General features: G+C 69.4%; 25 protein-coding genes and 1 pseudogene. 11 read left to right on the top strand and 15 right to left on the bottom strand.

Going from position 1 to position 24,896, the window contains the following annotated elements:
• Positions 1–41 precede the first annotated feature (41 nt).
• On the bottom strand, positions 42–584 hold the full coding sequence (locus tag ACQP1V_RS21630; RefSeq protein ID WP_433425724.1) for a MarR family winged helix-turn-helix transcriptional regulator: 543 nt from the start codon (positions 582–584) through the stop codon (positions 42–44).
• 49 nt (positions 585–633) lie between these two features.
• Here ACQP1V_RS21630 and ACQP1V_RS21625 point away from each other — a divergent pair, with 49 nt between their 5' ends.
• Entirely contained in the window at positions 634–1,482 is an 849-nt protein-coding gene (locus ACQP1V_RS21625; protein WP_433425722.1) for an alpha/beta hydrolase, read from the top strand.
• Between the two features lie 211 nt (positions 1,483–1,693).
• Here ACQP1V_RS21625 and ACQP1V_RS21620 read toward each other — a convergent pair whose 3' ends face one another.
• Entirely contained in the window at positions 1,694–1,852 is a 159-nt protein-coding gene (locus ACQP1V_RS21620) for a transposase (protein WP_433411875.1), read from the bottom strand.
• 72 nt (positions 1,853–1,924) lie between these two features.
• Between ACQP1V_RS21620 and ACQP1V_RS21615 the strand changes: the two genes are divergently transcribed.
• The gene (locus tag ACQP1V_RS21615) at positions 1,925–3,073 is read left to right on the top strand and encodes an RNA-guided endonuclease InsQ/TnpB family protein (protein ID WP_433425720.1); all 1,149 of its coding nucleotides are present in this window, start codon (positions 1,925–1,927) and stop codon (positions 3,071–3,073) included.
• A gap of 165 nt (positions 3,074–3,238) precedes the next feature.
• Here ACQP1V_RS21615 and ACQP1V_RS21610 read toward each other — a convergent pair whose 3' ends face one another.
• Entirely contained in the window at positions 3,239–3,535 is a 297-nt protein-coding gene (locus ACQP1V_RS21610; RefSeq protein WP_433425718.1) for an AzlD domain-containing protein, read from the bottom strand.
• Positions 3,532–4,203: an AzlC family ABC transporter permease gene (locus tag ACQP1V_RS21605; protein ID WP_387409867.1), complete on the bottom strand. Its 672-nt coding sequence runs from the start codon at positions 4,201–4,203 to the stop codon at positions 3,532–3,534. The genes ACQP1V_RS21610 and ACQP1V_RS21605 overlap by 4 nt, the downstream gene beginning before the upstream one ends.
• Before the next feature lie 67 nt (positions 4,204–4,270).
• On the opposite strand from ACQP1V_RS21605, the gene ACQP1V_RS21600 reads away from it, so the two are divergent.
• Positions 4,271–5,149, top strand: coding sequence for a LysR family transcriptional regulator (locus ACQP1V_RS21600; RefSeq protein WP_433425715.1), 879 nt, complete (start codon positions 4,271–4,273; stop codon positions 5,147–5,149).
• Positions 5,150–5,296: 147 nt separating this feature from the next.
• Here ACQP1V_RS21600 and ACQP1V_RS21595 read toward each other — a convergent pair whose 3' ends face one another.
• The 3 genes from ACQP1V_RS21595 to ACQP1V_RS21585 all read right to left on the bottom strand — a co-directional run bounded on the left by ACQP1V_RS21595 (position 5,297) and on the right by ACQP1V_RS21585 (position 8,639).
• Positions 5,297–5,956 carry a class I SAM-dependent methyltransferase gene (locus ACQP1V_RS21595; protein WP_433425713.1) on the bottom strand — a complete coding sequence of 220 codons (660 nt, stop codon included), beginning with the start codon at positions 5,954–5,956 and terminating at the stop codon, positions 5,297–5,299.
• 101 nt (positions 5,957–6,057) lie between these two features.
• Entirely contained in the window at positions 6,058–7,092 is a 1,035-nt protein-coding gene (locus ACQP1V_RS21590; RefSeq protein ID WP_433425711.1) for a serine hydrolase domain-containing protein, read from the bottom strand.
• A gap of 920 nt (positions 7,093–8,012) precedes the next feature.
• On the bottom strand, positions 8,013–8,639 hold the full coding sequence (locus tag ACQP1V_RS21585) for a TetR/AcrR family transcriptional regulator (protein WP_433425709.1): 627 nt from the start codon (positions 8,637–8,639) through the stop codon (positions 8,013–8,015).
• Positions 8,640–8,698: 59 nt separating this feature from the next.
• Between ACQP1V_RS21585 and ACQP1V_RS21580 the strand changes: the two genes are divergently transcribed.
• Complete coding sequence (locus ACQP1V_RS21580) at positions 8,699–9,121, top strand: VOC family protein (protein WP_433425707.1); 423 nt, start codon at positions 8,699–8,701, stop codon at positions 9,119–9,121.
• Positions 9,122–9,424: 303 nt separating this feature from the next.
• Here the strand turns inward: ACQP1V_RS21580 and ACQP1V_RS21575 are convergent, their stop codons facing one another.
• Positions 9,425–10,636 carry an RNA polymerase sigma factor gene (locus tag ACQP1V_RS21575; RefSeq protein ID WP_433425705.1) on the bottom strand — a complete coding sequence of 404 codons (1,212 nt, stop codon included), beginning with the start codon at positions 10,634–10,636 and terminating at the stop codon, positions 9,425–9,427.
• The gene (locus tag ACQP1V_RS21570; protein WP_433425704.1) at positions 10,633–11,004 is read right to left on the bottom strand and encodes a YciI family protein; all 372 of its coding nucleotides are present in this window, start codon (positions 11,002–11,004) and stop codon (positions 10,633–10,635) included. The genes ACQP1V_RS21575 and ACQP1V_RS21570 overlap by 4 nt, the downstream gene beginning before the upstream one ends.
• A 233-nt stretch (positions 11,005–11,237) precedes the next feature.
• On the opposite strand from ACQP1V_RS21570, the gene ACQP1V_RS21565 reads away from it, so the two are divergent.
• The gene (locus ACQP1V_RS21565) at positions 11,238–12,731 is read left to right on the top strand and encodes an MFS transporter (protein ID WP_433425702.1); all 1,494 of its coding nucleotides are present in this window, start codon (positions 11,238–11,240) and stop codon (positions 12,729–12,731) included.
• Between the two features lie 64 nt (positions 12,732–12,795).
• On the opposite strand, the gene ACQP1V_RS21560 is transcribed toward ACQP1V_RS21565, so the two are convergent.
• A complete protein-coding gene (locus ACQP1V_RS21560; RefSeq protein WP_433425700.1) occupies positions 12,796–13,692 on the bottom strand; it encodes a sigma-70 family RNA polymerase sigma factor in 897 nt (298 codons plus the stop codon).
• A gap of 75 nt (positions 13,693–13,767) precedes the next feature.
• Here ACQP1V_RS21560 and ACQP1V_RS21555 point away from each other — a divergent pair, with 75 nt between their 5' ends.
• Positions 13,768–14,487 carry an FMN-dependent NADH-azoreductase gene (locus ACQP1V_RS21555; protein WP_433425698.1) on the top strand — a complete coding sequence of 240 codons (720 nt, stop codon included), beginning with the start codon at positions 13,768–13,770 and terminating at the stop codon, positions 14,485–14,487.
• 111 nt (positions 14,488–14,598) lie between these two features.
• Here ACQP1V_RS21555 and ACQP1V_RS21550 read toward each other — a convergent pair whose 3' ends face one another.
• Positions 14,599–14,994, bottom strand: a complete 396-nt coding sequence (locus ACQP1V_RS21550; protein ID WP_387409850.1) for a cupin domain-containing protein — start codon at positions 14,992–14,994, stop codon at positions 14,599–14,601.
• Positions 14,995–15,177: 183 nt separating this feature from the next.
• On the opposite strand from ACQP1V_RS21550, the pseudogene ACQP1V_RS21545 reads away from it, so the two are divergent.
• The 5 genes and pseudogenes from ACQP1V_RS21545 to ACQP1V_RS21525 all read left to right on the top strand — a co-directional run.
• Positions 15,178–15,351 (top strand): annotated as a pseudogene (locus tag ACQP1V_RS21545) (argininosuccinate synthase); the annotation flags it as partial.
• 2 nt (positions 15,352–15,353) lie between these two features.
• Positions 15,354–15,671 (top strand): hypothetical protein, encoded by a 318-nt coding sequence (locus tag ACQP1V_RS21540; protein WP_433425696.1) that lies wholly within the window; start codon positions 15,354–15,356, stop codon positions 15,669–15,671.
• Positions 15,672–16,049: 378 nt separating this feature from the next.
• Positions 16,050–17,249 (top strand): cytochrome P450, encoded by a 1,200-nt coding sequence (locus tag ACQP1V_RS21535; RefSeq protein ID WP_433425690.1) that lies wholly within the window; start codon positions 16,050–16,052, stop codon positions 17,247–17,249.
• A 189-nt stretch (positions 17,250–17,438) separates the two neighbouring features.
• On the top strand, positions 17,439–18,653 hold the full coding sequence (locus ACQP1V_RS21530) for a hypothetical protein (RefSeq protein ID WP_433425688.1): 1,215 nt from the start codon (positions 17,439–17,441) through the stop codon (positions 18,651–18,653).
• A 131-nt stretch (positions 18,654–18,784) separates the two neighbouring features.
• Positions 18,785–21,928 carry a BTAD domain-containing putative transcriptional regulator gene (locus ACQP1V_RS21525; protein WP_433425686.1) on the top strand — a complete coding sequence of 1,048 codons (3,144 nt, stop codon included), beginning with the start codon at positions 18,785–18,787 and terminating at the stop codon, positions 21,926–21,928.
• On the opposite strand, the gene ACQP1V_RS21520 is transcribed toward ACQP1V_RS21525, so the two are convergent.
• From ACQP1V_RS21520 to ACQP1V_RS21505, 4 genes are all read right to left on the bottom strand, one after another.
• Positions 21,912–22,661, bottom strand: coding sequence for an ABC transporter permease (locus ACQP1V_RS21520; RefSeq protein ID WP_433425684.1), 750 nt, complete (start codon positions 22,659–22,661; stop codon positions 21,912–21,914). The two genes, ACQP1V_RS21525 and ACQP1V_RS21520, sit on opposite strands and share 17 nt — an antisense overlap.
• Positions 22,658–23,602, bottom strand: a complete 945-nt coding sequence (locus ACQP1V_RS21515; protein ID WP_433425682.1) for an ATP-binding cassette domain-containing protein — start codon at positions 23,600–23,602, stop codon at positions 22,658–22,660. Before ACQP1V_RS21515 ends, ACQP1V_RS21520 begins: the two co-directional genes overlap by 4 nt.
• Positions 23,603–23,768: 166 nt before the next feature.
• A complete protein-coding gene (locus ACQP1V_RS21510; RefSeq protein WP_433425680.1) occupies positions 23,769–24,521 on the bottom strand; it encodes an AraC family transcriptional regulator in 753 nt (250 codons plus the stop codon).
• Positions 24,522–24,567: 46 nt separating this feature from the next.
• The gene (locus ACQP1V_RS21505) at positions 24,568–24,870 is read right to left on the bottom strand and encodes a putative quinol monooxygenase (RefSeq protein WP_387409839.1); all 303 of its coding nucleotides are present in this window, start codon (positions 24,868–24,870) and stop codon (positions 24,568–24,570) included.
• Positions 24,871–24,896: the final 26 nt, after the last annotated feature.

The raw sequence follows: 24,896 nt of genomic DNA, 5'->3' as shown, positions 1-24,896 counted from the left end.
GTACACCCCGGCGCAGGACACCCGGCGCCGTACCGGCACGCCTACTGCTGGGGGGACACGGTCGGAGTGCCAACCGCTTCGAGGGCGATGACCTGTTCCAGAGCGCGCCGCAGCATGGCGATCTGGTCCCTGCCGACAAGCCGGGACCATCGCTGCTCGACGTCCGCGAGGATCCGGGCGGCTGCGGCCTGGGCCATCCTGCCCTGGTCAGTGAGCCGGATGATCTTCGCGCGGCGGTCGGCCTCGTCGGCGACCCGCTCGAGGTAACCGTGATCCTCCAGGTCGCCGACAAGTTCACCGATCGCCTGCTTGGTGAGTCCGGAGCGTTCGGCGAGCGTGGTCAGCCGCGAACCTTCGGCGTCGATGTTCCGGAAGACCGAGCCGTGGACGAACCGGATCCCCTCGAACCCTTCGTCGGCCAATTGCTGGTGAAGTCCCTCAAGCGCGATGTCTCTGACCTGCGTGAGCAGGGTGGGGAGTGGCAGCTTCGGGTTGCCGCTCCCGCGTTCTGAACGCGTCGTCATCGTCGTGCGGTCCTTCTTTCGGGCGAGTTCGTCAGGCCGCTTGACAGTATCATCCAGCATGGTAAGGTCACCTGACTGTAAGGCGACCTGACTAATTCTGGAGGACGAAATGCCCAACATTGCCGAACGGCGCGAGCAGTTCGCGGCGATGTTCACCCGGCCCTTGCCTGCGGACGTCGACTCGTCGGCGACGACACTCGGCGGGCGGCCGGCACTGGAGCTGCGGACCACGGCGCCGGGCACGGCGGGCGAGGACGTGCTGCTGTATCTCCACGGCGGTGGGTTCGTGGTCGGGTCGGCGCGGGTCACCGCCCACCTCACCGCCGCGCTGCTGCGGCACCTGGACGGCCGGGCGGTCTCGCTCGACTACCGGCTGGCGCCCGAGCATGCGTTCCCGGCCGCACCCGATGACTGCCTGGCGGCCTACCGCGACCTGCTGGACTCCGGTGTCGACCCGCAGCGGCTGGTGGTCGCGGGCGACTCGGCCGGTGCCGCCCTGGCCGTCGTCACCATGATGCGCGCCCGGGACGCGGGCCTGCCGATGCCGGCGGCGGCGGTCCTGTTCTCGCCGGCGGTCGATCTGACCCTCAGCGGCGCGAGCATGCGGTCCAAGGACGGGGTGGACCCGTTCTTCGCTCCGGCCGATCTCAAGTGGCTCTTCGATCGGTACCTCGCCGGCGGTGACGGTGCGGCGCCTGAGGCGAGCCCGGTCTTCGCCGATCTCACCGGGCTGCCGCCCCTGCTGATCCAGGTCGGCTCGAGCGAGCTCCTGCTGGACGACGCTGTACGGCTGGCCGGACGTGCCGGGGCCGACGAGGTCGCGGTGACGTTGGAGGTTGTTCCCCGTCAACCGCACGTGTTCCAGCTCGACGACGAATCGGCCGAGGCGGCAGCGGCGCTGGAGCGTGCCGGCCGGTTCCTGGCCACCCGGCTCGGCGGCGAGAAGGAGGACTCATGAACCGGCCGGCCGATCAGGTGATGGGGCAGGTACGCGCGCCCCGCGACGAGGGGTACGACGAGGAACGCGCGTGAGCACATCGGTCACTTCAGCGGTATATAGCGAGGAACCCCGGGCGTTCACGCCCGGGAGGAATCGCTTCCCTCGCCTCGCCCGGACGCTAGTCCGCCGGGTGGCCCGGAGGTGAGATCCCTCCGGGCCACCCGGCACGCTAGTCCGGGCGTTTCTGGTTCTCGATGTACTCCTTGATGATCGACAGTGAACCGTCGCCGCAGGACGCCGCGAAGTGCGACGGTGACCAGGAATGGCCGCCTCCGGCACTTGGTAGGGAAGACCGAATGCGCGTGGAGGCCGTAGACCTGTAGACCACACTGCGACGTCCGCGGATATCCGGATTCGGTTTCCATCACGGCGACACGACCCAACCGATAATGTGTTCGATGTGAAGCTGGTGGTGCAGGTGAGACTCCTGCCCACGCCCAAGCAGGCGGCGGCGCTGGAGGCGACCCTGCGCGCTTGCAACGACGCGGCGAACTTCGCCTCGGTGACCGCGTTCACGACCGGGGACCGGCGTGAGTACGCGCTGCGCAAGCACACCTACCGCGAGGTGAAAGCACGCGGGCTGGGGGCGCAAGCCGCCCAGCATGTGATCAAGAAGGTCGCCGACGCCTACACCACCCTGAAAGCAGGCATCCGTGCGGGGAACCTGGGACCGCAAGGCTGTGCGCGCCGCATCCGGGCCGAGAGCAAACCGATCGCCTTCCGCGCCGATGCCGCGCAGCCGTTCGACGACCGCTGCCTGTCGTGGGACCACACGGCTGCCACGGTGTCGATCTGGAGCACGACCGGCTGGCTGAAGAATGTCGCGTTCATCGGCTCGCCCGGCCAACTCCAAACACTCGCGGTGTGCCGGAAGGGCGAATCCGACCTGGTCTGCCGGGACGGCATGTGGTTTCTGTACGCGACCTGTGAGATCCCTGATGTTCCGGTCACCGCACCGGACGGGTTCGTAGGGGTGGATCTGGGCATCGCCAACATCGCCACCACCAGCGACGGCGCCCGCCACTGCGGCAAGGGCCTGAACGCGGTCCGCCACCGCAACCGGGAGCTACGCCGCAGGTTGCAGGCCAAGGCCACCACATCCGCCAAACGGCTGCTGAAGAAGCGCCGCAGGGAGGCACGGTTCGCCGCCGACACCAACCACACCATCGCCAAACGCATCGTGGCCGAGGCAGAACGCACCGGACGCGGCATCGCCCTGGAAGACCTGGGCGGGATCCGTGACCGGGTACGGCTCCGCAAGCCCCAGCGGGTCACGCTGCATTCGTGGAGTTTCCACCAACTCGGGTCGTTCATCGCTTACAAGGCGGCCCGGCACGGGGTCGCCGTGATCCGTGTGGATCCGGCCTACACCTCCCAGACCTGCTCGGCCTGCGGGCACGTGGACAAGGCCAACCGGACCGACCAGGCAACCTTCTCCTGTACGTCGTGCGGCTTCGCTGAGCACGCCGACGTCAACGCAGCTCGCAACATCGCCTCGCGCGGTGTCGCGGGCTGGGCAGTGAGTCACGCTGCCGACGACGCGGCCTGACCCGTACCCGTCAGGTACGGCGAGGAGCTGCAAGCTCGGCCCTTTCAGGGCTGAGAAGCTGACGCCTTCTCGGTCTGCCCCGGCCAATGTCGGCGTCCAGCCTCTTGGCGGCGCGGCGGCTGAGGAGTGCCCGCTCCTGTGCAAGGGAGGCGTGCGGCTGCGTGGTCAGATGAGGCTGACAAGTGCCCCCGCCGCCCCTCCGACCAGCACCGCCGGCAGGAAACCCAGCCGTGTGCTGGCCAGGCCCGCGGCGACCGCCGCTGCCAGCAGATGGGGTTCGAGGTGCCCTTTGGGGACCACCTGCGTGGCCGCGACAGCCGCCAGCAGCGCGACCGGAAGCAACGCCACCATGCCGGTGCCGGAGTCGGCCTTTCTGCCGCCGCGCGCAGCCAGCACCACCCCGCCGAGCCGGACCAGGAAGGTCGTGGCCGCCAGACCACCGATGAACAGCCACACGGTCATCGCGCCACGCTCCTTTTCCGGATCAGCGCGGCGGGCACCACCATCAGCGCACTCAGCAGTACCGGGACGCCGGGAGGCACGTGGGCCACCGCTCCCAGGGCCACGACGAACGCCAACAGCGCCAACGCCAGCTCGCGGCGGCCGTGGATCAGAGGGACCACCAGGGCCGCGAAGACCGCTGCCGCGGCCGAGTCGAGGATGCCGCGCACCTGGTCGGGGAGCGTCGCCCCGAAGACGGCGCCGATCAGCGTCCCGGTCGTCCAGCCGGTGAACAGGATCAGGCCGACGACCACGAAGGTCCGCCGTCGTTCCGCGGGTGTGGCGCGGGTCAGTGCGGTCCCGGCGGACTCGTCGGAGACCAGGTGGGCGGCGCTGAACCGTCCTCGCCATGAGGCGAACACGTCACCCAACGCGAATCCGAACACTCCCAGCCTCATGTTCACCAGGGTTCCGGCGGCGACCGCGGTCAGCGGTGCGGCACCCGCGCCGAGCGCTGCCAGCCCGACGAGCTGGGCACCTCCGGCATGGATGACGACGCTGGCCGCCACCGCCTGCGCCACCGACCAGCCGTTCTGGACGGCGAGCGCTCCGAACACCGCCGAGTACACGGCGGCGCCGACGCTGGCCCCTATGGCCAAGCGCAGGTCAGAACCATTGAGTTTGATCACTGCGCCAGTCTCGGCACGTCGTTGCGGACAGTCCAATAGTCCGACCACATACTTATAGCCTTAGGTTATGGGCGAGTCGTCGCGTGTCACCGTCTCGGCTCTGCGCGCGTTCGCGGCGGTCGCGCGGACGGGATCGTTCACCGCCGCCGCCGAGACGCTGGGTGTCAGCCAGCCCAGCGTCAGCACCGCCGTCGCCCGCCTGGAGTCCCGCGGAGGCCAGCCCCTGCTGCGACGAGAGCAGGCGGGCATCACTTTGACCTCGCATGGCCGGCGCGTCCTGGAAAGGGCGTTGCCGGCGTTGGCCGCGCTGGATGAGGTGGAGGCCGCGCTCTCCGGGGCCGACCCGTCGGATCTGACTTTGGGGTTCATGGGCGAGGCCGCCGGGACACGCACCAGCACGGTGATCAACGTGTTGCGTGAACAGCCCGAAATCCGTCTGGCACTACGCAGATTCGACTTCGACGACCCGACCTGCGGCCTACTCACCGGGGACAGCGACCTGGCCGTCATCTGGCCACCGGTCTCCACCGACGCACTAGAGACTCTCCCGCTGGCCACCGACCGCCGCGCCATCGCCCTGCCGGTGGCTCACCCCTTGGCCGCGCGGCACGACCTGCACCCCGACGAACTGCACGGACTGGCCTGGGTCACGCCGAGATCACCCGATCCCGAGTGGGCCCAGTTCCGCGCCCCGGCCGCGATCGGTGCCACCGGCGGGCACGTGGCGGCCGAGTCCAGCGCCCTGGAGGAGACCCTGGAGTTGGTCGCCGCCGGGGTCGGGATCGCGCTGGTGTCGATGAGCACCGACCAGCACTACGCACGGTCCGGCGTGGTCATCGTTCCCCTGCGCGGCGGCCACCACTGCACGACAGTCCTGGCCTGGCGCCGCCGGGACACCAGGCCCCCGATCACCGCAACGGTCAAACACCTGCGCGCCTCACTCTGACCACAACGCCATCCCGATCGGCCATGTCGACCAGCCGATGAACATCTCCTCGCCCCCGCACCAGAAGCCGCCGCCCGCTTGTCCATCGACCAGGGCCGACCCGCGAGGCGCTCATCGTGGCCCTGGCGGAGTGGGCCGCCCAGCGGGCTACCGGGACCCCCCGGTGGGGGCGTCGTAGACCAGGGTGTACCGCCAGAACAGGCGACGCCGGATCCGGGCGCCGGGCAACTCCCGTGCGGCCGCGGCCCGGATCTCGGCCAAGGTCTCCTGCGGATCGGCGGTGGGCGCCGTCATGTGCAAGGGCGTCGCATCGGCGCGGGCCGGGTGCTTGACCAGCCCCATGATCGGGTTGGCGGCCACGGCAAGCAGGGAGGCGAGCAGGTCGGCCGAGCCGGCCTCCCGGTAGCAGCCGACGACCACCAGGCGCCCGCCCGGGGTGAGACAGCCGCGCAGTTCCCGCAGGGTGGGCGCCAGCGGAAGGTGGTGCAGGACGGCGACGAGGGTGACGGCGTCCCAGCGCCGGTGCGGGTCGCGCCCGGCGAAGCCGGTCTGGACGATGGTGACCACGGGGTCGTCGGTGAAGCGCTCCGCCACGGTGTGGGCGGTCGCGGGGTCGGGCTCGAGCCCGGTGACGGTGGCGCCACGGCGGCGGAGCAGAGCGACGAGGTTGCCCGTGCCGCACCCGACGTCGAGGACATGGCGCGCGCCGGATGCGACCACCTGGCCGGCGACCCAGCGGCCGTAGTGGTCGTTGTGGCTCCACGGGTGCCGCCGGTTGAACTCGTTGAGGTAGGACAGCAGCGCCATGACGATCACCCTAACGATCACCAGTCACGCTCGCGGCCCCTTCCCGGCCGCCCCAGCGGGTCCACCGAGCCGCTCGCGACGGCCGGCGTCGGCAGATCGGGTCAATCGCGAGTTGACGCTGTGAAGGCTGCCTCGAGAAACGGGTTCTGCCGGGGGATGCCGCGGGCGACGCGGTCCCAGCTGTTCTGATAGATGATGACGGTTCGTCCGGCATCCGAGCGGAACGCGTAGCAGTCCACCCCGAAATGAGTGCCGCCATGCCCGTAGAGGGCGGTCCCGTTTCCAAGGGTGTAACTCGCCAGCCCCATCCCGTAACTGAGGTCTCCGCCGATCGCCGGCGTCGTTCGCATGAGAGCGAGCCACCGCGGCTCAAGGAGGCGGCCGCCGAGCAAAGCATCGAGAAAGGCGGCGAGGTCTGAGGGGGTGGAGATGATGGCTCCGGCAGACCAGGATTCCGAGGGCGTGAACTCGGTGGAGTCGATGTAGCCCACGTCCTGGTCGAGCCTCACATAGCCGCGAACGTGACGACCCTCGATATGCACCTCGCTTCCCGGCATGTAGGTCAAATCAAGATGAAGCGGTGCAAAGATCCGCTGACGAAAGACCTCGGCCAGGGATTGCCGGGTCACCTCCTCAACAATCAGGCCGAGGATGATGTAGTCGGTGTTGGAGTACCGCCGGCCTTTCCCCGGCGCCCACCGATCAGGCTGGGCGAGCGCCGTGCTGACGAGTTCCTGCGGGGCGAAGTATCGCTGCAAGCGTGCGGGATCGGGCGGATCGCCCAGCACGGGCCAGACGTAATCGGGAAGACCGGAGCGCATCCGCAGCAAGTGGTTCAGGGTGATGCCTTCGCTCGCCGGCACCAGGCCGGGCAGCCAGGCGTCAAGGCTGTCTGTGAGGTGGCATCGCTGCTCGGCCGCCAGTTGGAGGATCACGGTGGCCAGATAGACCTTGGTCACGCTGGCGATGCGAAACCGGTCCGCGCTGGTGATCGCCCTCGGCCGGTTCAGGTCGGCAGTGCCGACGCTGCCGGCGAACACGACATCTGCGCCGTCCGCGACGAGGGCGAAGACGCCGGGCCCGCGGCCGCAGGCGAGCTCTTCCAGGGCTGCCTGCAACCGCTCACTGCTGAACATGGGGAACCACCTTTTCCGGCTGTGGGTCTGAACTGGTCACCCGTACGACCGCGGGATTCGGAACTGTCCCCGCCGTTCCGCCGTCCGGTCGGCTGCTACGGCGCCCGACGCCGAAGGGCCCGCTGCGGACCTTGAATGACACGTGGCCGGCTGACCGCGGCGCACCCCTGCCCATGGACGGCGAACGCCGGGATCAAAACGGGCGGTGGACGGTTGGCCTGCGGGACGGCGGCTGGGGTGATCTTCGTTAAGGGGACTCTATGATCATTGTCTCAGCCCGAGGGCCACCTGGGTCAGGCCTATGACTTCACCAGCCCCTTGTGGAGCTATCCGGAGCTGGCGGACTCGCTGGACGTGGCGGCCCGTGACCGACAACCGACCGGCAACGGTGGAAGCGAGCCGAGGCGGGCGGAGTTACCGCCGTCCACGGCTCCGAAGTGGGTCGGTGCGACGAGGCGTCTGTCCTTGTAACGGTTCGGCTGCTCTGGGTTGGTTACCGGTGGGTCCGCCCTACCTTGCGGCCCATGCCGGTGGATTTCCTGCCAGAGGATGAGGAAGCGGCCCATGGCCGGTACGCGGGGACGCCGTCGCAGGCGGACTTGGAGCGGGTGTTCTTCCTTGAGGCGCGAACGCCGAGGGCGCCGCGGTCCTTCAGGCGATGCAGATGCTGCCGGACATCCTGGCCTACCGGAGCTGGCTGCCCACGCCGCTGATCCCGGCCAAGCTGATCGACCCCGCCGTGGTGAACGGTGCATGGGAAGCGCCTGGTGTTCGGCCATCCCACGTCACGGGCCGTGGCCTACCGAGAGGTTCCCGCCTCAGAACCGGGGCCCATGAGTTGGCTCGACATCCAGGTGTGAATGGGCGCGCTGGAATATCAGAGCACCGACCTTGAGCGGCCGCTCGGCAGGCCGGCCGGCTCAGCCGATGCGCAGCGCCTCCAGCATCCGGGACAGGGCGGCCCATGTGTCGGCCAGGTCGCCGGGATTCACCTCGCCGTGGTTCGACGACCCGGCCAGCCACAGGGCCGCCTCGTTCATCGCTCCCGACAACAGGTGAGCGAGCGGCGCGACCGGCTGCCGGGCGATCGTTCCCACCTCGATCAGGGTGGTGAGCGCTTCGCCCAGGTGGCGGGCCGAGGCGGCCTCGTCCAGCGCGCGCCACTCGTTCCAGCCCAGTACGGCGGGGCCGTCAACGAGCATGATCCGCTGGACATCCGGGTCGGTGCTCGCGGTCAGGAAGGCCCGGCAACCGGAGGTCAATTGCTCCCACGGATCGTCCTCGGCCTCGGCGGTCGCGGCCACCATCTGGGCCACCTCCTGCTGCACCTCCTCCAGGACCGCGCGGAAGAGGTCGGCCTTGCTGTCGAAGTGGTGGTAGAGCGCTCCCTTGGTGACACCGGCAGCGCGCACGATCTCCGAAAGGCCCACTGCACCGTAGCCCCGAGTGGCGAACAGCCGGCGGCTCTCGCGCAGCAGGGTACGCCGGGTCTGCTCGCGCTGCTGCGCCCTGGCTCCGTTCGTCATCCCGGCCGCTCCCGTTGACATACCGATGGTACGTCAATACCGTACCCTGACATACCATCGGTATGCGAAAGGAGCTCTCCATGACGCTGACCAGCTTCTATCCGGTCATCTGCACGTCCCGGCTTCAGGAGTCGCGCGACTTCTACACCAGGCTCTTCGGGTTCGAGACCACGTTTGAGGCGGACTGGTACGTGAGCCTGCAGCGGGCGGGAGCGCTGCCGTACGAGCTCGCGCTGCTCGACTACCGCCACCCGACGCTGCCCGAGGCCTACCGCGTTCCGGTGCGAGGGTTGCTGCTCAACTTCGAGGTGGAAGACGTGGACGCGGAGTGGGAGCGGCTCGTCGTTCGCGAGGGCCTGCGAGCCGAACTCGAACTGCGCAGCGAGGACTTCGGGCAGCGGCACTTCATCGTGGCCGATCCGAACGGTGTCCTGATCGACGTCATCACACCCATCGCGCCCTCCACGGAATATGCCGACCAGTACATCGGATGCGGATCCTGAATCACCGTTTGAGATCGTGGCCAATGCGCCGGGCCACGCCGGCGCCAATCGCCAAAGTCACCGAGCTTCTGGCACCTCACCGCCGTACCCACTGATCAAAGCAGTGGCGACTCGTCCCAGCTATAGGAGTTCCGGGCCGTTTCGGCCGCGAAGCAAGAGGACTGACCTGCACTAACGCATCGCGCGTGCCTGGTGGCGGCAGTCTTACCGACGCCCCGTCGAGGGTGTTCAGTTCTGTCGTCACAAACGGATCTTGAACGCCCTCGCCCTATTTCCGCAGGCGATCCCTTGGACTCAATCTTCCTAGGTTCTTACCCGGCCGGCCCGGGACTCCAGGTAGCGCTGCTCGGCGATGCTGGCGGTGGCCTTCGCGGCGCGCCGGTAATACTCGTACGCCCCGGCCATGTCGCCGGCCTTCTCCAATAGATGCGCCCGTACGGACAGCAACCGGTGGTGCCCGGCAATCCGCTCGTCACCGTCCAATGTGGACAGCAGGGCCAGCCCGGCCGACGGCCCCTCGGTCTCGGCGAGCGCGATCGCCCGGTTGAGGGTGACCATCGGGTTGGGCGCGATCCGTTCCAGGATCAGGTAAAGGGCGTGCACCTGCGGCCAGTTGGTCTCCTCGGCCGTGGCCGCGTCGGCGTGCGTGGCGGCGATGGCGGCCTGCAACTGGTACGGCCCCAGCTCCGGGCCGGCCAGCGACCCCTTGATCAGCTGGACGCCCTCGTCGATCAGGCCGCGGTCCCACTTCGTACGGTCCTGCTCGTCCAGCGGCACCAGGTCGCCCGCCGCGGTCGTACGGGCCTCCCGGCGGGCATGGGTCAGCAGCATCAGCGCGAGCAGCCCGGTCACCTCGCCGTCCTCGGGCAGCTGCGCGTGCACCATCCGGGCCAGCCGGATCGCCTCGTGCGCGAGGTCGGGACGGTGCAGCTCGCTGCCCGAGGAGGCGATGTAGCCCTCGTTGAAGATCAGGTAGAGCACGTGCAGGACGACCCGTAGCCGCTCCTCGCGCTCCGCGCCGTCCGGCAGGGTGAACGAGCTGCCGGCGGCCTTGATCCGCTGCTTGGCCCGGCTGATCCTGACCGCCATCGTGCCCTCCGGCACCAGGAACGCGCGGGCGATCTCGGCAGTGGTCAGGCCCCCGACCGCCCGCAGCGTCAGAGCGGTCTGGGAGGCCGCGGTCAGCGTCGGATGGCAGCACAGGAACAGCAGGACGAGCGTGTCGTCGGTGTCCGGCACGTCTCCGGGAGCCGCCTCGGCGGCCGTCGCCCACTCCCGCTCGCGGCGCGCGTGGTCGCTGCGCATCTGGTCGATGAGCCGCCGGGACGCGACCGTCATCAGCCAGCCGCGCGGGTTGTCCGGCGCTCCCTCGGCCCGCCACTGCACGGTGGCGGCGAGGACAGCCTCCTGTACGGCGTCCTCGCACCCCTCGAACTGGCCGTACCGGCGTACCAACGCGCCGAGGACCTGCGGCGCGAGCTCGCGCAGCAGGTCCTCGATGGCTGATGCTGTCATGCCTCCAATTGTCCGTCAGCGAACATGACCTGCCGCACCTCGACACCCAGACCCTCGATCGCGGCGTCCGGGATCTGCGCCGCCAGCTCGATCGCCCGCTCCTTGTTCTCGCAGTCGATCAGGTAGAAGCCGCCCAGATACTCCTTGGACTCCAGGAAAGGTCCGTCGGTCACCACCGGCTGGCCGTTGCGTACGGACACCACGACGGCCTGTGACGGGTCGATCAGCGCCTGCGTGGTGATCAGCTCGCCGGACTTCTTCAGCGCCTCGATGAACGTGCCGTGGCCGCCGCCGATCGCCGCCTTCTCCTCGTCGGTCAGCGCGTCCAGCACGGCCGGGTTGATGTGCATGCTGATCAGGAACTGCATGTGGTGCTCCTTGTGATTCACGAGCCCCGGTTGGGCCCTTCGACCAGATGGTCGGAGCCGTCGGCGTCGTCTTGACATCCCCTCCAGATTTTTTCACGAGTCGTCGCCGCATCGCCCGAACCGCGAGCCCCGCCGTGGCGGACGCGCGAGATTTCCTTCCGTACCGATGTCAAGAAGCTCTCGGCCGCTCCGACCAACCGGCGAGACATCGAGAGAACAAGGGGTTTTCGGATATGCGAGTCAACCGGGCATGGCTGGGACTGGTCGTCCTGGTTCTGCCGACATTCCTCGTCGCGCTGGACATGACGGCGCTGCTCCTCGCGCTCCCGCAGCTGAGCGCCGACCTGGGCGCCACCAACGTCCAACAGCTGTGGATCAGCGACAGTTACGGATTCATGGTGGCCGGCCTGGTCATCACGATGGGTACGCTCGGCGACCGGATCGGCCGCCGGCGCCTGCTGATGATCGGCGCAGCGGCGTTCGCGGTGCTGTCGGTCGTGGCCGCCTTCTCGGTCAACCCACTGATGCTGATCGTCGCGCGAGCGCTGCTGGGCGTCGCCGGCGCGACCCTGACGCCGTCCACGCTCGCCCTGATCACGAACATGTTCCACGACGAACGGCAGCGTGGGCAGGCCATCGCGATCTGGGCGACCAGCCAGTTCGCCGGCGGTGCGCTCGGACCCGTACTCGCCGGATTCCTGCTCCAGCACTTCTGGTGGGGATCGGTGTTCCTGGTCGCCGTCCCGGCGATGACGCTGCTGCTGATCGCCGGGCCGATCCTGCTGCCCGAGTTCCGCAGCGACCACGCCGGCCGGCTGGACCCGGCCAGCGTCGGACTGTCGCTCGTGGCGGTGCTTTCGATGGTCTACGGCGTCAAGCAGCTGACCGTCGAGAGTACGCCAGTCGTGCCGGCGGTGGCCCTCGTCGTCGGCGCGGCCATCGGCTTCCTGTTCGTACGCCGGCAACTGCGGCTGGAGACGCCGCTGCTGGACCTGCGGCTGCTCCGCAACCGCCCGTTCACGGCCGTGCTCATCGGGCTGGTCTTCGCCGGCATCGCCATGGCCGGTACGGGCCTGCTGGTGACCCAGTACCTGCAGAGCGTGTTGGGCTTTTCACCGGTCGTTTCGGCGATGCTGTTCGCCCCGATGGGCCTGGGCGTGGCGGTCGGCACCATGGCCGCGCCGGCGCTGGCCCGGCGGATGAAGCAGACGACCGCCATCGCCGGCGGGCTGGTGGGGTCGGCGCTGGGCAGCCTGCTGCTGGTCGGCGTCGACGGTGCGGGCACCCTGCCCCTGGTGATGATCGGCATCACCGTACTGGCGCTGGGCACCGGCCCCCTGTTCGCGCTGGGCACCGGCCTGATCGTCGGGTCCGTGCCGCCGGAGCGCGCCGGCTCGGCGGCGGCGATGTCGGAGACCGGCAACTACTTCGGCGGCTCGCTCGGCTTCGCACTGCTCGGCGTGGTGGCCGGGGTGGTCTACCGCAGCCGGATGGGCGGCACGTCCGACTCGCTGGCCGACGCGGTCGCCGCCGGCCGGCGTCTTCCCGCCGCCCAGGGCGCGGAACTGCTGCACACCGCGCGGGAGGCGTTCACCGCGAGCCTGCACGTCACCGGCGTCGTCGCCACGGTCATCTTCGCCGGACTGGCCGTACTGATCCTGACCATGCGCCCGGCGACCCGGACCGCCCCGGCCGGGCTCCCGGACTACGAGGCGACGCGCTCATAGAACCGCCGTCGAGGCCGCCGCTGGGGTTGTCCTATCCGAACGCGGCACTCCATCGGGGAGACCTTCACTCCCGGCGATCCGGACTGAGCACGGCAAGATCGAGGTTCCTCAGGCGCGCGGGATCGGCGATCACGTCGTATTCGATGATCTTGTCGTTCTCGATCGCGAAGGTGACTGCGAGTACCAGCCGGCCCTGAGGAGCCACGACGACCCCCACCGCGCCATTCACCAGCGCGAGTTCGGCGAGCTGCGACCTGTGGGCAAGCGCCACGGTCCCTTCCGCCACGGCCCGGGCACCGCGGACCTCGGCCGCCGCGCCCGGCGCCAAGGCAGCCGGATCGGCACGCCGCACCACATCCGGAGCCAGCACGGCGAGGATCCCGTTGAGGTCGCCGGCCCGCGCGGCGGACAGGAACGCGGAGACGGTTCGCCGGTGCCGGGCAAGGTCGGTCGCCGAGACCAGCGGCACGCCCTGGACCTTCTGGCGCGCGCGGCTGGCGAGCTTCTTCGTGGTGACGGGCGTGCGCTCCACGATGGGGGCGATTTGGTCGAACGGCACGGCGAACATGTCATGCAGCACGAACGCGATCCGTTCGGCGGGGCTCAGCGTGCCGAGCACCACGAGCAGCGCGTTGCTGACGGAGTCGGCCAGCACCGCCTCGTTCTCCGGCTGGGTCCCCCGAGCGGGGGTCGAGACCTCGTCGAGCACCTGCTGCTCAACGAGATCTTCCTGTCGTGACCTACGGGAGCGGAGCATGTCGAGGCAGATGCGGGTCACCACGGTACGCAGCCAGCCGGCCAGGTTGTCCACCCGCTGAACGTCGATCCGCCCCAGGCGGAGCCACGCCTCCTGCACGGCATCGTCGGCCTCGCTCGGCGAGCCGAGCATCCGGTACGCGAGCGCGCGCAACTGGCCCCGCTGCTCCTCGAACCGTTCCGCCAGCCCGTCATGCTCGTTCACCCGGTCACCTTTCCACGCTTCGTTCCGTCGCCTCCTTTGACGTATCCGACGTAACTGAGGTGACAGGAGAAGACCATGACGTCCTTGCTGCACGTGGATTCCAGTGCCAATCGTTCCGACGAGTCGATCAGCAGGCGGCTGACCGCGTTGTTCGCGGACACCTGGAGGGCCCGGCACGGCTCGGCCGGATACACGTACCGGGACCTCGCCGCCGCCCCGGTGCCGCCGCTGGACAGTGCCTACTGCGCGCTGGGCAGGCGGGTGGAGCGAGACGGTCTCCTCCCGCCGGCAAGGGTGGGCGAGCTGATCGTGAGCCCGGCCGAGCAGCGTGAATGGGAGCTGACCCACCCATTGATCACCGAGTTGCTGTCAGCCGACGTCGTGCTGATCGGCGCCCCGATGTACAACTTCTCGATACCCGCCTCCCTGAAGGCATGGATCGACCGGGTGAGCTTCCCCGGGGCGTTCAGTGCCCCCGGCACCGGGGACAGCCTGCTGCGCGACACCAAGGTCGTGGTGATCACCACACGAGGCGGCGCCTACGGCCCCGGCACCCCCATGGAGGCCTGGGACTTCCAGACTTCTTACCTGCGGGCGTACTTCGCGAAGCACGGCGTATCCGACGGGAATCTCTCCTTCATCACCGCCGAGATGACCCTGGCCGACCTGGTCCCGCACCTGGCCGGCTTCCGGTCCTCGGCGGCGAGTTCGCTGGCCACGGCACAAGCCGAGCTGACCGCGCTGGCCGCTGCCCTGACTGAGCCCGCTCGGGTTCGCGTGCCAAGGACGCCGTAGTTCCCGCGTCGTCATCGCGACCCCGCGCGCTATCAGAAGCAAGCAGTTCGTCGCGGCACCCCGTGCGGCGGTGACCGGTTCATCCCCGGCCGCCGCGCGCCGGGCACCCGCTCAGGCGAGCGGGTGCCCGGTTGTGGCGTCCACGTGGCCGGGGATCTCGTCGTGCCGGTCGCCGACGCTCGACGTCCCGGTCGGCTCGAACAGCAGGATCGAGGCTCCGCGCGGGGAGGAGGGCCGGTGCTCGACGCCGCGCGGCACCACGAAGACCGATCCCTGGGGGAGTTCGACGACGCGCTCCCCGGAGGCCGTGTCGCGCAGGGCGATGCTCAGCTCGCCCTCGATGACGAGGAAGAACTCGTCGGTGTCGTCGTGGGCGTGCCACACGTGCTCGCCGGCCACCTTGGCGACCCGTACGTCGTAGTCGTTCACTCGGGTGACGATCCGCGGGCTCCACAACTGGTCGAAACCGGCCAGCGCGGCGCGCAGATCGATGGGCATGTTCGTCATGTACCGATCTTGGCGTGAGCCGACCCTTCTCGGGAAACGGGGTAGACCGGGCCGGGCAGGACGTCGGTGAGCCAGTCATAGACCAGCGAGGACGTCAGGGCGATATCGCCGTTAACCTCTGATCTTCGCATTTGCCCTGGCCGACGCTAATGATGATCTATCGCGCATAGTCGAGGACCGGCGGCGGGACTCGGCATGGTCGGCACCCCGCATCCGGCCTTGATCGGTACCGCCCGGACGACTAGCCTGATCGCCGTTCTGCCGGAAGGCGGGGCCGAGGCGATCGCGTCACGCGGGAAGAGCCCCGACCACGACGAGCTGCTCGACCACACCGCCATGGAGTTTGGGACCAACTGACGATGAGCGCGGAAGAGGATTTCAAGCAGGTCGGCGCCGAGCTGGCCGATCTGGGTGTACGGATCTCCAGGATGATGGGGAGTCCCGCGCTCAAAGATCAGGCGGGGAAGGTGTTCGCGAGCCTGCAGCGCGACGGCGCGATGGTGTTCCGGCTGGTCAGAGACACCCCCGAACACACAGCCGCGCTCCAGCTGGCCGGGGCGTCCCTGTTCGACCCCATGGGGCAGGGCAGGGAGATAAAGGACTGGGTGGTCGTGCCCCACTCCTCGGCCGAGAAATGGACGGATCTGGCCGAGGTCGCCCTCAGCCGCCCACGCTGATCAGTAGGCCACGTCGACGGTGTGGCGGTGGGCGCCATCACCGGCCGTACGCGGCGCTCCTGGGGCGGCGTGGAGACCCGCCGCCAACCTGACCCTGGGCGCGATCACCTGGTGGCTGGAGCACGACCGCCCCCTGCCCCCGCGCCAGATGGCCGAGGCGGTCATCCGCTTCGCGACCCAGGGTACTTCGGTGCCTTGGGCCTCGACGTGCTCCCATCCACTCCTTGATTTCCGCCTCGCGGTGTCGTGTCAGCGGCCGTGTCAGCACGGCGACAGCCCGGTATCAGGGCGGTCGGCGATGGTGGATGCCATGAACGGTTCAACGATCGCGGCCTCGAGGCTGCGCAAGGCATCCCACGGCTGAGGAGAGGAATGGCCATGGAACACACCGTCACCACGCTGCCGACCGCGCGCCAGCCCGGCTGTCCCTTCGACCCGCCCAAGGAGCTGATCGACGCCCGCGAGCACAGCCCGATCAGCCGCTTCCCTTTCCCCGACGGACACCAGGGCTGGCTGATCACCGGCTATGACCTGGTCCGGTCGGTCCTGGCCGACTCGCGGTTCAGCTCACGCAGGGAGCTCATGCGCCACCACCCGCTGGTCGACTTCGGCGACATCGAGGTCCCCCCGGCGCCGCCCGGCGAGTTCATCCTCATGGACGAGCCGCAGCACAGCCGCTACCGCAAACCGCTGGTGGGCAAGTTCACCGTACGGCGGATGCGCCTGCTCACCGAGCGCGTCGAGCAGATCACCGCCGACCACCTGGACGCCATGGAGAAGGCCGGCCCGTCGGCCGACCTGGTGACCGCGTTCGCCAAGCCCATCCCCTCCATCGTGATCTGTGAGCTGCTGGGCGTGCCGTACGAGGACCGGGGCCGCTTCCAGGATCAGATCGACAAGTTCCTCGGCGGGGAGACCAGCGACGAGGAACTGATCGCGGCCTACACCGCGACCCAGCAGTACCTCGCGGAGCTGGTGGTCGCCAAGCGCGCCAACCCCACGGACGACGTGCTCAGCGACCTTACCGACAGCGACCTGACCGACGAGGAGCTGCGGGGCATGGCCCTGATCCTGCTGTCGGCCGGGTTCGACACCACCGCCAACATGCTGGCGCTGGGCACCTTCGCGCTGCTGCAGAATCCGGCGCAGCTGGCCGCACTACGCGCCGAGCCCGCACTCATCGACGGGGCAGTGGAGGAGCTGCTGCGGTATCTGACCGTCGTCAAGTCATTCATGAGGACGGCGCTGGAGGACGTCGAGCTGGGCGGCCACACCATCAAGGCCGGTACGACGGTCATCCTGTCCTACAACACCGCCAACCGCGACCCCGGGCGCTTCACCGACCCCCACGTGCTCGACCTGCGCAGGCAGGACGGCGGGCACCTGGCCTTCGGCCACGGCATCCACCAGTGCCTGGGCCAGCAGCTCGCCCGCGTCGAGATGCGGGTCGCGCTCCCCGCACTGCTCAACCGCTTCCCCACGCTGCGGCTGGCCGTACCGGCCGAAGAGGTCGCCCTGCGCCCGGAGACCGCCGACGTCTACGGGGTGAAGAGCCTCCCGGTCACCTGGGACGTGTGACCGTATAGCGAATGTATTGGAGATCTTCGGGTCTTGGGTGTGAGTGGCGCTGCGTAGGCTGCCGGGGAGTCGCGTACGCCATAGAGGGGCTGCAAGGTGTCAGATCCGGAGATCGTCGCAGAGGTGGCCGCGCTGGTGTCGTGGGGAGCCGCTGGGCGAGGTCACCGCCCGTCTCAAGCATCTCGTGCTTTGAGTGCCAAGCGCCTGGCCGCGTTATGCGCGGCTGCCGTCCTAGGCGCGGGGTGCGTCGCCGCGCCGCCGCCGCGAGGCACGCCCGCGCCGACCGCCACCTCGCCCAGCGCCACCGCGGCAACCCTCAAACCCTCTCCAGTCCGTACGGCCCACGGCCGGGGCTGGCGGCTCGAGCACATCGGCGACCAGCGCGGAACCCGGCTGAATGCGGTCGCAGCCAGCGGTCCGCGCGACGTGTGGGCGCTCGGCAGCCCGGACGAAGGCACCGGCCGGCTGCTGCTCCTGCACTTCGACGGCCGACGTTGGCGCGAGCGCCCCGCACCCGAGGTGACGTGGGACTCCAAAGACCACGAGGGGTTTCCCGCGCTGGTGGCGACCGGACCGCGCGACGCCTGGATCTTCGCCGCCACCGCCGCTCTGGCCGCGCACCACTGGGACGGCGAGCGTTGGACCCAGGTTCCGCTACCGGACATGGACTACAACCCGGGCGAGTGGGCCGGTGCCACCGCCCTCGCGCCCGACGACGTGTGGCTGGTGGTTGGGGATCATGCCGCGCACTGGGACGGGCGGGCCTGGACGGTCATGCGTCTGCCCGCCTGGGCGGCGTCGGTGTCGGCCTCGGCGCCCGACCAGGTGTGGGCGGTCGGCGGCACCGGCCGGCCGCTCGCGCAGGGGAGCTCCAGCTCCCAGGCGGCGACCATGCGCTGGGACGGCCAGTCATGGCAGCTGGTCCCCGCGCCCGAGGATCGCACACCTAGCAAGGAGATCAACGGCCAGGGCCGGCCGGACGGCAGCATTCCGTCGATCATGCTCACCCAGGTCGTCGCCCACGGTCCCGGCAACGTGTGGGCGCTCGGCACCCGCGAGGAGTTCGACTACGAGGACGGCAGCAGGAGTGCCACGATCACCATGCACTGGGACGGCACGGCCTGGTCGTGGGTGCCGGGCTCGGCCGACGTCAGCACGTCCGGATCCGACGGCGCGGACGGGATCATCCTGGTCGACTGGGATGCCGCCGAGAGCGGCTTGAGCGGGACCATCCGGGTCGCGCCCGACGGCAGCCGGACGGAGCTACCGCCGATGGCGGGGGCGAACCGCAGGCGCGAGGTCGACGTCTCCGCGGTGAGCGCGGTGCCCGGAACAAGGACGGTCTACGCAGTCGGCCTCGCCTATGGCAAGAACTTCGGGCCCATGATCGCCCGCTACCACTGAGTTCCACCACCCTGTGACTTGGCCGCCGTGGACCAGGCCCCGCTTCCAGGCATTCGCCGCAGGAAGACTCGCCGGCGCCGATGAAGGTGGGCGGTGTGCGCGCGGGGGCGGTTATCGGCACAATTGCTGGCGTGCGCGTCGGATTGCTCGGACCGTTCGAGGTCAGGAACGGCGATGGAGCCGTGGTGGAGGTTCCCGGGATTCGGCTGCGCGCGCTGCTGGCCGCACTCGCCCTCGACCCCGGCCGGATCGTCACGCGGGCGAGGCTCGTGGACTGGATCTGGGGGCAACGGCCGCCCGCGGACGAAGTGAACGCCTTGCAGGCGTTGGTGTCCCGGCTGCGCAGGGTGTTGCCGGACGGCGTGATCGAGGCGGATTCCGGCGGGTACCGGCTGGCCGTGACCCCTGATGCCGTGGACGTGGCCCGGTTCGAGCACCTGGTCGGTCAGGGCCGCGCCGCCGAGCCTGCGGCGCGGGCGGATCTGCTCCGCTCGGCCCTGGCGTTGTGGCGTGGTACGGCCATGGCGGACATCGCGCTGCACGGCAGCGATGCGTTCGACGCCGCGGTCGCGCGTCTGGACGAGCTGTACGTTGCCGCGCTCGGGGATCGGGTGGATGCGGACATCCGCCTCGGCCGCGGCTCGGAGTTGGTCTCCGAACTGACCGAGCTGGTCGCCACGTATCCGCTGCGTGAGGGGTTCGTGGCGGCCTTGATGCGAGCGCTCGCGGAGGCGGGGCGTGGGACCGAGGCGTTGACCGTGTACCAGCGGACGCGCGAGCGGCTCGCCGAGGAGCTGGGCGCCGATCCGTCGGCCGAGCTCTCCGCGTTGCACACCGCGTTGCTCCGGGGCGAGTTGGGCGAGCGGGCGGAGAACCGCAGGACGAACCTGCGCGCTGAGCTGACGAGTTTCGTCGGCACGGCCGATGACATCGCCGCGGTGGCCGATATGGCCATCAAGCACCGGCTGGTCACCTTGACGGGGCCGGGCGGCTCCGGCAAGACCCGGCTGGCCACCGAGACCGCGCGGACGATGCTCGCCGAACTGCCGGACGGGGCGTGGCTGGTCGAACTGGCCTCGGTCCGGGCAGGCGGTGACCTGGCGCAGGCCGCCCTCACCGCGATCGGCCTGCGTGACCAGCCGCTGCTCGGTGACGCGCGGGGTGGAGAGCCGATGGATCGGCTCATCGCCGCGGTCCGGGAGCGCGCGATCCTGCTGATCCTGGACAACTGCGAGCACGTGATCGAGGCGGCCGCGGCTTTCGCGGATCGGCTTCTGGGGGAGTGCCGGAGGCTGCGGATTCTGGCCACGAGCAGGGAACCGCTCGGCATCACCGGGGAGGTGCTGTGGCAGGTCGAGCCACTCGCGCTGCCCGCGAAGGGAGCGGACCCCTCCGAGGTCGGGTCCTCGCCCGCGGTCCGGCTGCTGCGGGACCGCGCGGATCTGGTACGCAAGGACATCGGCTCCGACGCGCCCACCTTGGCGGCCATGGCGCGGATCTGCCGGGCACTCGACGGGATACCGCTGGCGATCGAACTGGCCGCGGCTCGGCTGCGCACCTTGACCGTCGATCAGCTGGCGCATCGGCTCGATGACCGGTTCCGCCTGTTGACCAGCGGCAGCCGTACGGCGCTCTCCCGGCACAAGACGCTGCGCGCGGTCGTGGACTGGAGCTGGGATCTGCTGACCGAGGCCGAACGCGGCGTGCTGCGGCGGCTCTCGGTGTTCTCCGGCGGGGCGAGCCTGGAAGCGGCCGAGCGGGTGTGCGGGGACGAGGCGTTCGCCGGGGAGCAGGTCTTCGACGTGCTCACCGCGTTGATCGAGAAGTCGCTGCTGCTCGCCGACGGCGAGGGCACGCCGCGCTACCGGATGCTCGACACCATCAGGGAGTACGCGGCGCACCGGCTCGCCGAAGCCGGGGAGACCGAGCCGGCCCGCCGGGCGCACCTCGCCTACTTCACCGAGCTGGCCGAGACGGCCGATCCGCACCTGCGCCGGGCCGAACAGCTGGAATGGCTGGCCACGCTCGACGCCGAGCACGACAACATCAGTACGGCCCTGCGCGGGGCGATCGCCGAGGGATGGGCCCACGAGGCGATGCGGCTGGTCGGGGCAACGGGCTGGCACTGGTTCCTCAGCGGGCACCGGGCCGAGGGCACCGAGTTGAGCATCGCGGCGGCCTCGATGCCCGGTGAGGTGCCCGATGAGGTGCGGGCGCTGGCGTACACCATCGTGACAGTGTTCCTGACCTCCGGGGTCGGCAGCGATCAGTATCAGGCGCGGGAGTGGATCCACGAGGCGTACCGGGTCACCCGGCGCAGCGGGTCTCGCCACCCCATGCTCGGGTTCGTCGGGCTTTGGGAGCGGATGCTGCACGAGCCGACGGGGTTCCTGCCCGCGTTGGAGCCGCTCCTCGCAGATGATGATCCATGGGTGCGCGCGCAGGCCAGGCTCACTCGTGGCCGGTTCCGGCTCACGCTCGGCGGCGACGAGACTGACGTGGACATCGACGCCGAAATCGCCCTTGCCGAGTTCCGCACGCTGGGTGACCGGATGGGGATCTCGTTGGCGCTGGCGTTCCTGGCCGATCGGCTCGCCATGCGCGGCGACTTCGCCCGCGCGTGTGAGCACTACGAAGAGGCGGGCACGGCGCTGAGCGAGCTGGGCGTGCGGGAGGAAGCGGTCAGCCTGCGGGTGCGGCAGGCTCAGCTGTACTGGTTGCTCGGCGATGAGCGATCCAGCACGTCCGCCATGGCCGAAGCGCAGCGGTGCGCGGGCGGGATCACCTGGCCGGACGCGCTTGCCGAGCTGGCGCTCTCGAAGGTGCAGCTGGCGCGCTGGCGCGGCGATCCCGATGAGGCACGCCGGCACCTGGCCACGGTGGGGGCGATGCCGGGCAACGCGGAAACGAACGACTTCATCCGCGCCAAGGCCATGGACCAGTACGGCTACCTCACCGAGGACCTCGAAGAGGCCCGCGCGCATCGGAGCGAGGCGTTCCGCGTGGTGGTGGAGACGGCGTACCAGCCGCTGATCGCCGAGGTGTTGGTCGGGATCGCGGATCTCGCGCTGCGCCAGGGACAGTACGAGCAGGCCGCGCGGTTGCTCGCGGCGAGCGACGGCGTGCGCGGCACGCCGGATCGTTCGCTGCCGGACGTTTCCAGGATCACCGCGGAGACGCGGAATCGCCTCGGTGAAAGCGTGTTCACCGAGGCGATCCGTGACGGGCAGCGGCGGGACTGGCGTGAGCTGGCCGAGATCACGCTCGCTTCTTGAACGACGCGCGGGCCCACAGGTAGCCGATCAGCGCCAGCCCGACACACCAGGCGACCGCCCTGACGGCCGAGCCCGCCGACGGCGCGCCGGTCAGCAGCCCGCGCAGGGTTTCGATGATCGAGGTGAACGGCTGGTACTCAGCGAACTGCCGCGCACCGGGACCCATCTTGCCGGCCGGTACGAACGCACTGCTCAAGAAGGGAAGGAGCATCAGCGGGACGGCGGCCAGGCCCGCGCTTTCCGGCGTTTTCGCCGCGAGACCGAACGCGACGGTCAGCCAGCCGATCGCCAGCACCGTCAACACGACGATGCCGATCACGCCGAGCCACTCCGCGAAACTCGCCGACGGCCGGAATCCCATCAGAAACGCGACCCCGATGACGAACGCGATGGCCGCCAGACTGCGCAGCATGGTCACGATCACGTGCGCGTTCAGCACCGCGGCCCGGGACACCCGCATGACACGAAGCCGGTTGATGAACCCGCTCGTCATATCGGAGTTCACCGCGATCGCGGTGGGGCTGATGCCGTAACAGATGGTTGTCATGATCAACCCCGGCGTCGCGTAGTCGGCGTAGTTGACACCGACGCTGAACGCGTCGCCGAGCACGTAGACCATCAGGAACATCAGAACGATCGGCATGATTATGGCGTTGAACAGCGTCAGGGGATTTCGCGTCGTGTGCCGGAAGTTGCGCCGCAACATGGTCGCGGAGTCTGAGATGACGTTCATCGTGCGCTGACCTCCTTGTTCCCGTGACCGGTGAGGGCGAGGAAGACGTCATCCAGGTCCGGTGTATGAACCGACAGTTCCTCGACGTCGATGGAATGCTGATCGAGCCGATCGAGCAGCGCGCGCAACGACCGCACCCCGCCGTCGCCGGGTACCCGCAAAGTCAGTTCTTCGTCGTCCCTCGTGGACGCGTCCAGGACCTGTGCCGCGATGTCGAGCGCGTGCCGATCGGTGAACCGCAGCCGGACGTGGCTGCCGGGAACCCGGCGCTTGAGCTCGTCGGCGGTGCCTTCGGCGACCAGCCGGCCCTGATCGAGTACGGCGATGCGGTCGGCGAGTTCGTCGGCCTCCTCGAGGTACTGGGTGGTGAGGAAGATGGTCGTACCGCCGGCGACCAGTTCTCGGATGATCTTCCACATGGTGCGGCGGCTGCGCGGATCGAGTCCCGTCGTGGGCTCGTCCAGGAAAATGATCTGCGGCTTGCCGACCAGCGTCATGGCGAGGTCCAACTTGCGGCGCATGCCGCCGGAGTAGGACGCCGCCGGTTTGCTCGCCGCTTCAGCCAGATCGAACCGGTCGAGCAACCGGCCGGCGACTCGCTTGCCCTCCGCCTTGGGCAGGTGCAGGAGATCCGCCATCAGCAGCAGGTTCTCCTCGCCGGTGAGCAGGTCGTCCACCGAGGCGAACTGCCCGGTGACCCCGATGGCCGCGCGCACCGCCGTGGTTTCCGTGACCACGTCGTGCCCGGCGACGACCACCTTCCCGGCGTCGGGGGACAGCAGCGTGGTCAACACGTTCACCGTCGTGGTCTTCCCGGCGCCGTTGGGGCCGAGCAGAGCGAAGATCGTGCCGGTACGGACATCAAGGTCGATGCCGTCGAGCACGACCTTGTCTTTGTATGCCTTTCGCAGCCCCGAGACCGCGATCGCTGATCCGTTCATGGCATCCACGATCGCCGACCGCCCTGATACCGGGCCGTCGCGGTGCTGACGCGGCCGCTGACACGACACCGCATCGGACCTGATCGCCACGCACCTGGCTGACGTCAGCCGTTGTCATTGCCGATTGCGCCTTATTCGGGCGTGGGAGGCGCGAGCCCGGACCTGGTCAGGTCCGGAAGCTGGCTCGATACTCCGTGGGTGTGCGGGCGGTCAGCTGTCGGAACGCGGCGTTGAACGCCGACAGTGAGGTGTAGCCGACCGCGAACGCAATCTTGGTGATCGGAGTATCGCCCGCAGCCAGTTCTTCGATCGCACGCAGGACCCGCATCCGGCGCAGGACTGCCCGCCACGTCATACCGGTCTCATCCTCGAAGCGCCGGGCCAGCGACCGTGGCGCCAGGCCCACCTCCTCTGCCACGTCCTCGAAGCGGAGCTCACCGCCGAGCCGCTCCTCGGTCAACTGCAGGGCTCGACGTAGCTCCGGTGATCGCCCCGCTGGCACGACGACTGGACTCGGCCGCTCGGCGAGCCGCCAGGACACTGCGGCGAGCGCGGTGAAAAGCGTCTCGGCGTACGCCGTAAGAGGTTCGTCGCTCTCACCCCAGGTGCCGCACTCGTTGACCAGCGCGCGTGCCAGAGGGCTGAGGTCGAATACGGTCAACGGTGCCGGCGGGGCCGCGGTGAACCGGGGGTCAAACAGCACGGACGCGGTCGTGACCGGCTGCGGGATGCTCACCTTGATCGCCTGGCCCGCCTCGATCAGGGCGGCCCGTGCCGGCGGCAGCAGCCACGCCTGGCCCTGCGCCTCGAGCCGGAGGGCACCGGCCGAGGCGCAGAGCAGGTAATGGCCGTCCATTTTAAGCGCGCGAGCGGGCTCCTGCGGGAACGTGCGGACGAAGCTGTACGCCTTCCGGTTCATCCGCAGCCTCGCATCGACCAATCATAGGGAGCCGCCATGACACCGGTCAGGCCACGGTCTCCAGCAAATCCGCGCGAAAGCGCCGGCTCACCGGCGACCCGACCATCATCGGCCGAAGCACCTCACCAGAGCGTGCGAAGGAGTCTGACTTCAGGTAGCCGGCAAACGACTCCTCGTCGTCCCACTCGTGGATCACGGTTACCCGGGTCTCGTCCTCCCGGGAGGCGTACGCCCGGTAGGCGACGTTACCCGGCATCGCGCGCACCTCGTCGCGAACGCTGTCGACCTGGGCCAGGGCAGCCGCACGGTCGGCAGCGGCGGTATCGAAGTCGACAATGGCAATGATCACGAGGACCTCCTGGATCGGGGCGGCGA

Source organism: Microtetraspora malaysiensis (genome assembly GCF_050947145.1).
In the GTDB taxonomy this organism is placed as follows: domain Bacteria; phylum Actinomycetota; class Actinomycetes; order Streptosporangiales; family Streptosporangiaceae; genus Microtetraspora_A; species Microtetraspora_A malaysiensis.
The sequence above is the reverse complement of the archived record's forward strand: the minus strand, read 5'-3'. Positions and strand labels throughout refer to the sequence as shown.

Bases quoted from the DNA above. Each gene is read 5' to 3' on its own strand.
- ACQP1V_RS21630 (WP_433425724.1), bottom strand. From the start codon at position 584: ATGCTGGATGATACTGTCAAGCGGCCTGACGAACTCGCCCGAAAGAAG.
- ACQP1V_RS21625 (WP_433425722.1), top strand. From the start codon at position 634: ATGCCCAACATTGCCGAACGGCGCGAGCAGTTCGCGGCGATGTTCACC.
- ACQP1V_RS21610 (WP_433425718.1), bottom strand. From the start codon at position 3,535: ATGACCGTGTGGCTGTTCATCGGTGGTCTGGCGGCCACGACCTTCCTG.
- ACQP1V_RS21600 (WP_433425715.1), top strand. From the start codon at position 4,271: ATGGGCGAGTCGTCGCGTGTCACCGTCTCGGCTCTGCGCGCGTTCGCG.
- ACQP1V_RS21595 (WP_433425713.1), bottom strand. From the start codon at position 5,956: ATGGCGCTGCTGTCCTACCTCAACGAGTTCAACCGGCGGCACCCGTGG.
- ACQP1V_RS21590 (WP_433425711.1), bottom strand. From the start codon at position 7,092: ATGTTCAGCAGTGAGCGGTTGCAGGCAGCCCTGGAAGAGCTCGCCTGC.
- ACQP1V_RS21585 (WP_433425709.1), bottom strand. From the start codon at position 8,639: ATGTCAACGGGAGCGGCCGGGATGACGAACGGAGCCAGGGCGCAGCAG.
- ACQP1V_RS21580 (WP_433425707.1), top strand. From the start codon at position 8,699: ATGACGCTGACCAGCTTCTATCCGGTCATCTGCACGTCCCGGCTTCAG.
- ACQP1V_RS21575 (WP_433425705.1), bottom strand. From the start codon at position 10,636: ATGACAGCATCAGCCATCGAGGACCTGCTGCGCGAGCTCGCGCCGCAG.
- ACQP1V_RS21570 (WP_433425704.1), bottom strand. From the start codon at position 11,004: ATGCAGTTCCTGATCAGCATGCACATCAACCCGGCCGTGCTGGACGCG.
- ACQP1V_RS21565 (WP_433425702.1), top strand. From the start codon at position 11,238: ATGCGAGTCAACCGGGCATGGCTGGGACTGGTCGTCCTGGTTCTGCCG.
- ACQP1V_RS21555 (WP_433425698.1), top strand. From the start codon at position 13,768: ATGACGTCCTTGCTGCACGTGGATTCCAGTGCCAATCGTTCCGACGAG.
- ACQP1V_RS21550 (WP_387409850.1), bottom strand. From the start codon at position 14,994: ATGACGAACATGCCCATCGATCTGCGCGCCGCGCTGGCCGGTTTCGAC.
- ACQP1V_RS21540 (WP_433425696.1), top strand. From the start codon at position 15,354: ATGAGCGCGGAAGAGGATTTCAAGCAGGTCGGCGCCGAGCTGGCCGAT.
- ACQP1V_RS21535 (WP_433425690.1), top strand. From the start codon at position 16,050: ATGGAACACACCGTCACCACGCTGCCGACCGCGCGCCAGCCCGGCTGT.
- ACQP1V_RS21520 (WP_433425684.1), bottom strand. From the start codon at position 22,661: ATGAACGTCATCTCAGACTCCGCGACCATGTTGCGGCGCAACTTCCGG.
- ACQP1V_RS21515 (WP_433425682.1), bottom strand. From the start codon at position 23,602: ATGAACGGATCAGCGATCGCGGTCTCGGGGCTGCGAAAGGCATACAAA.
- ACQP1V_RS21510 (WP_433425680.1), bottom strand. From the start codon at position 24,521: ATGAACCGGAAGGCGTACAGCTTCGTCCGCACGTTCCCGCAGGAGCCC.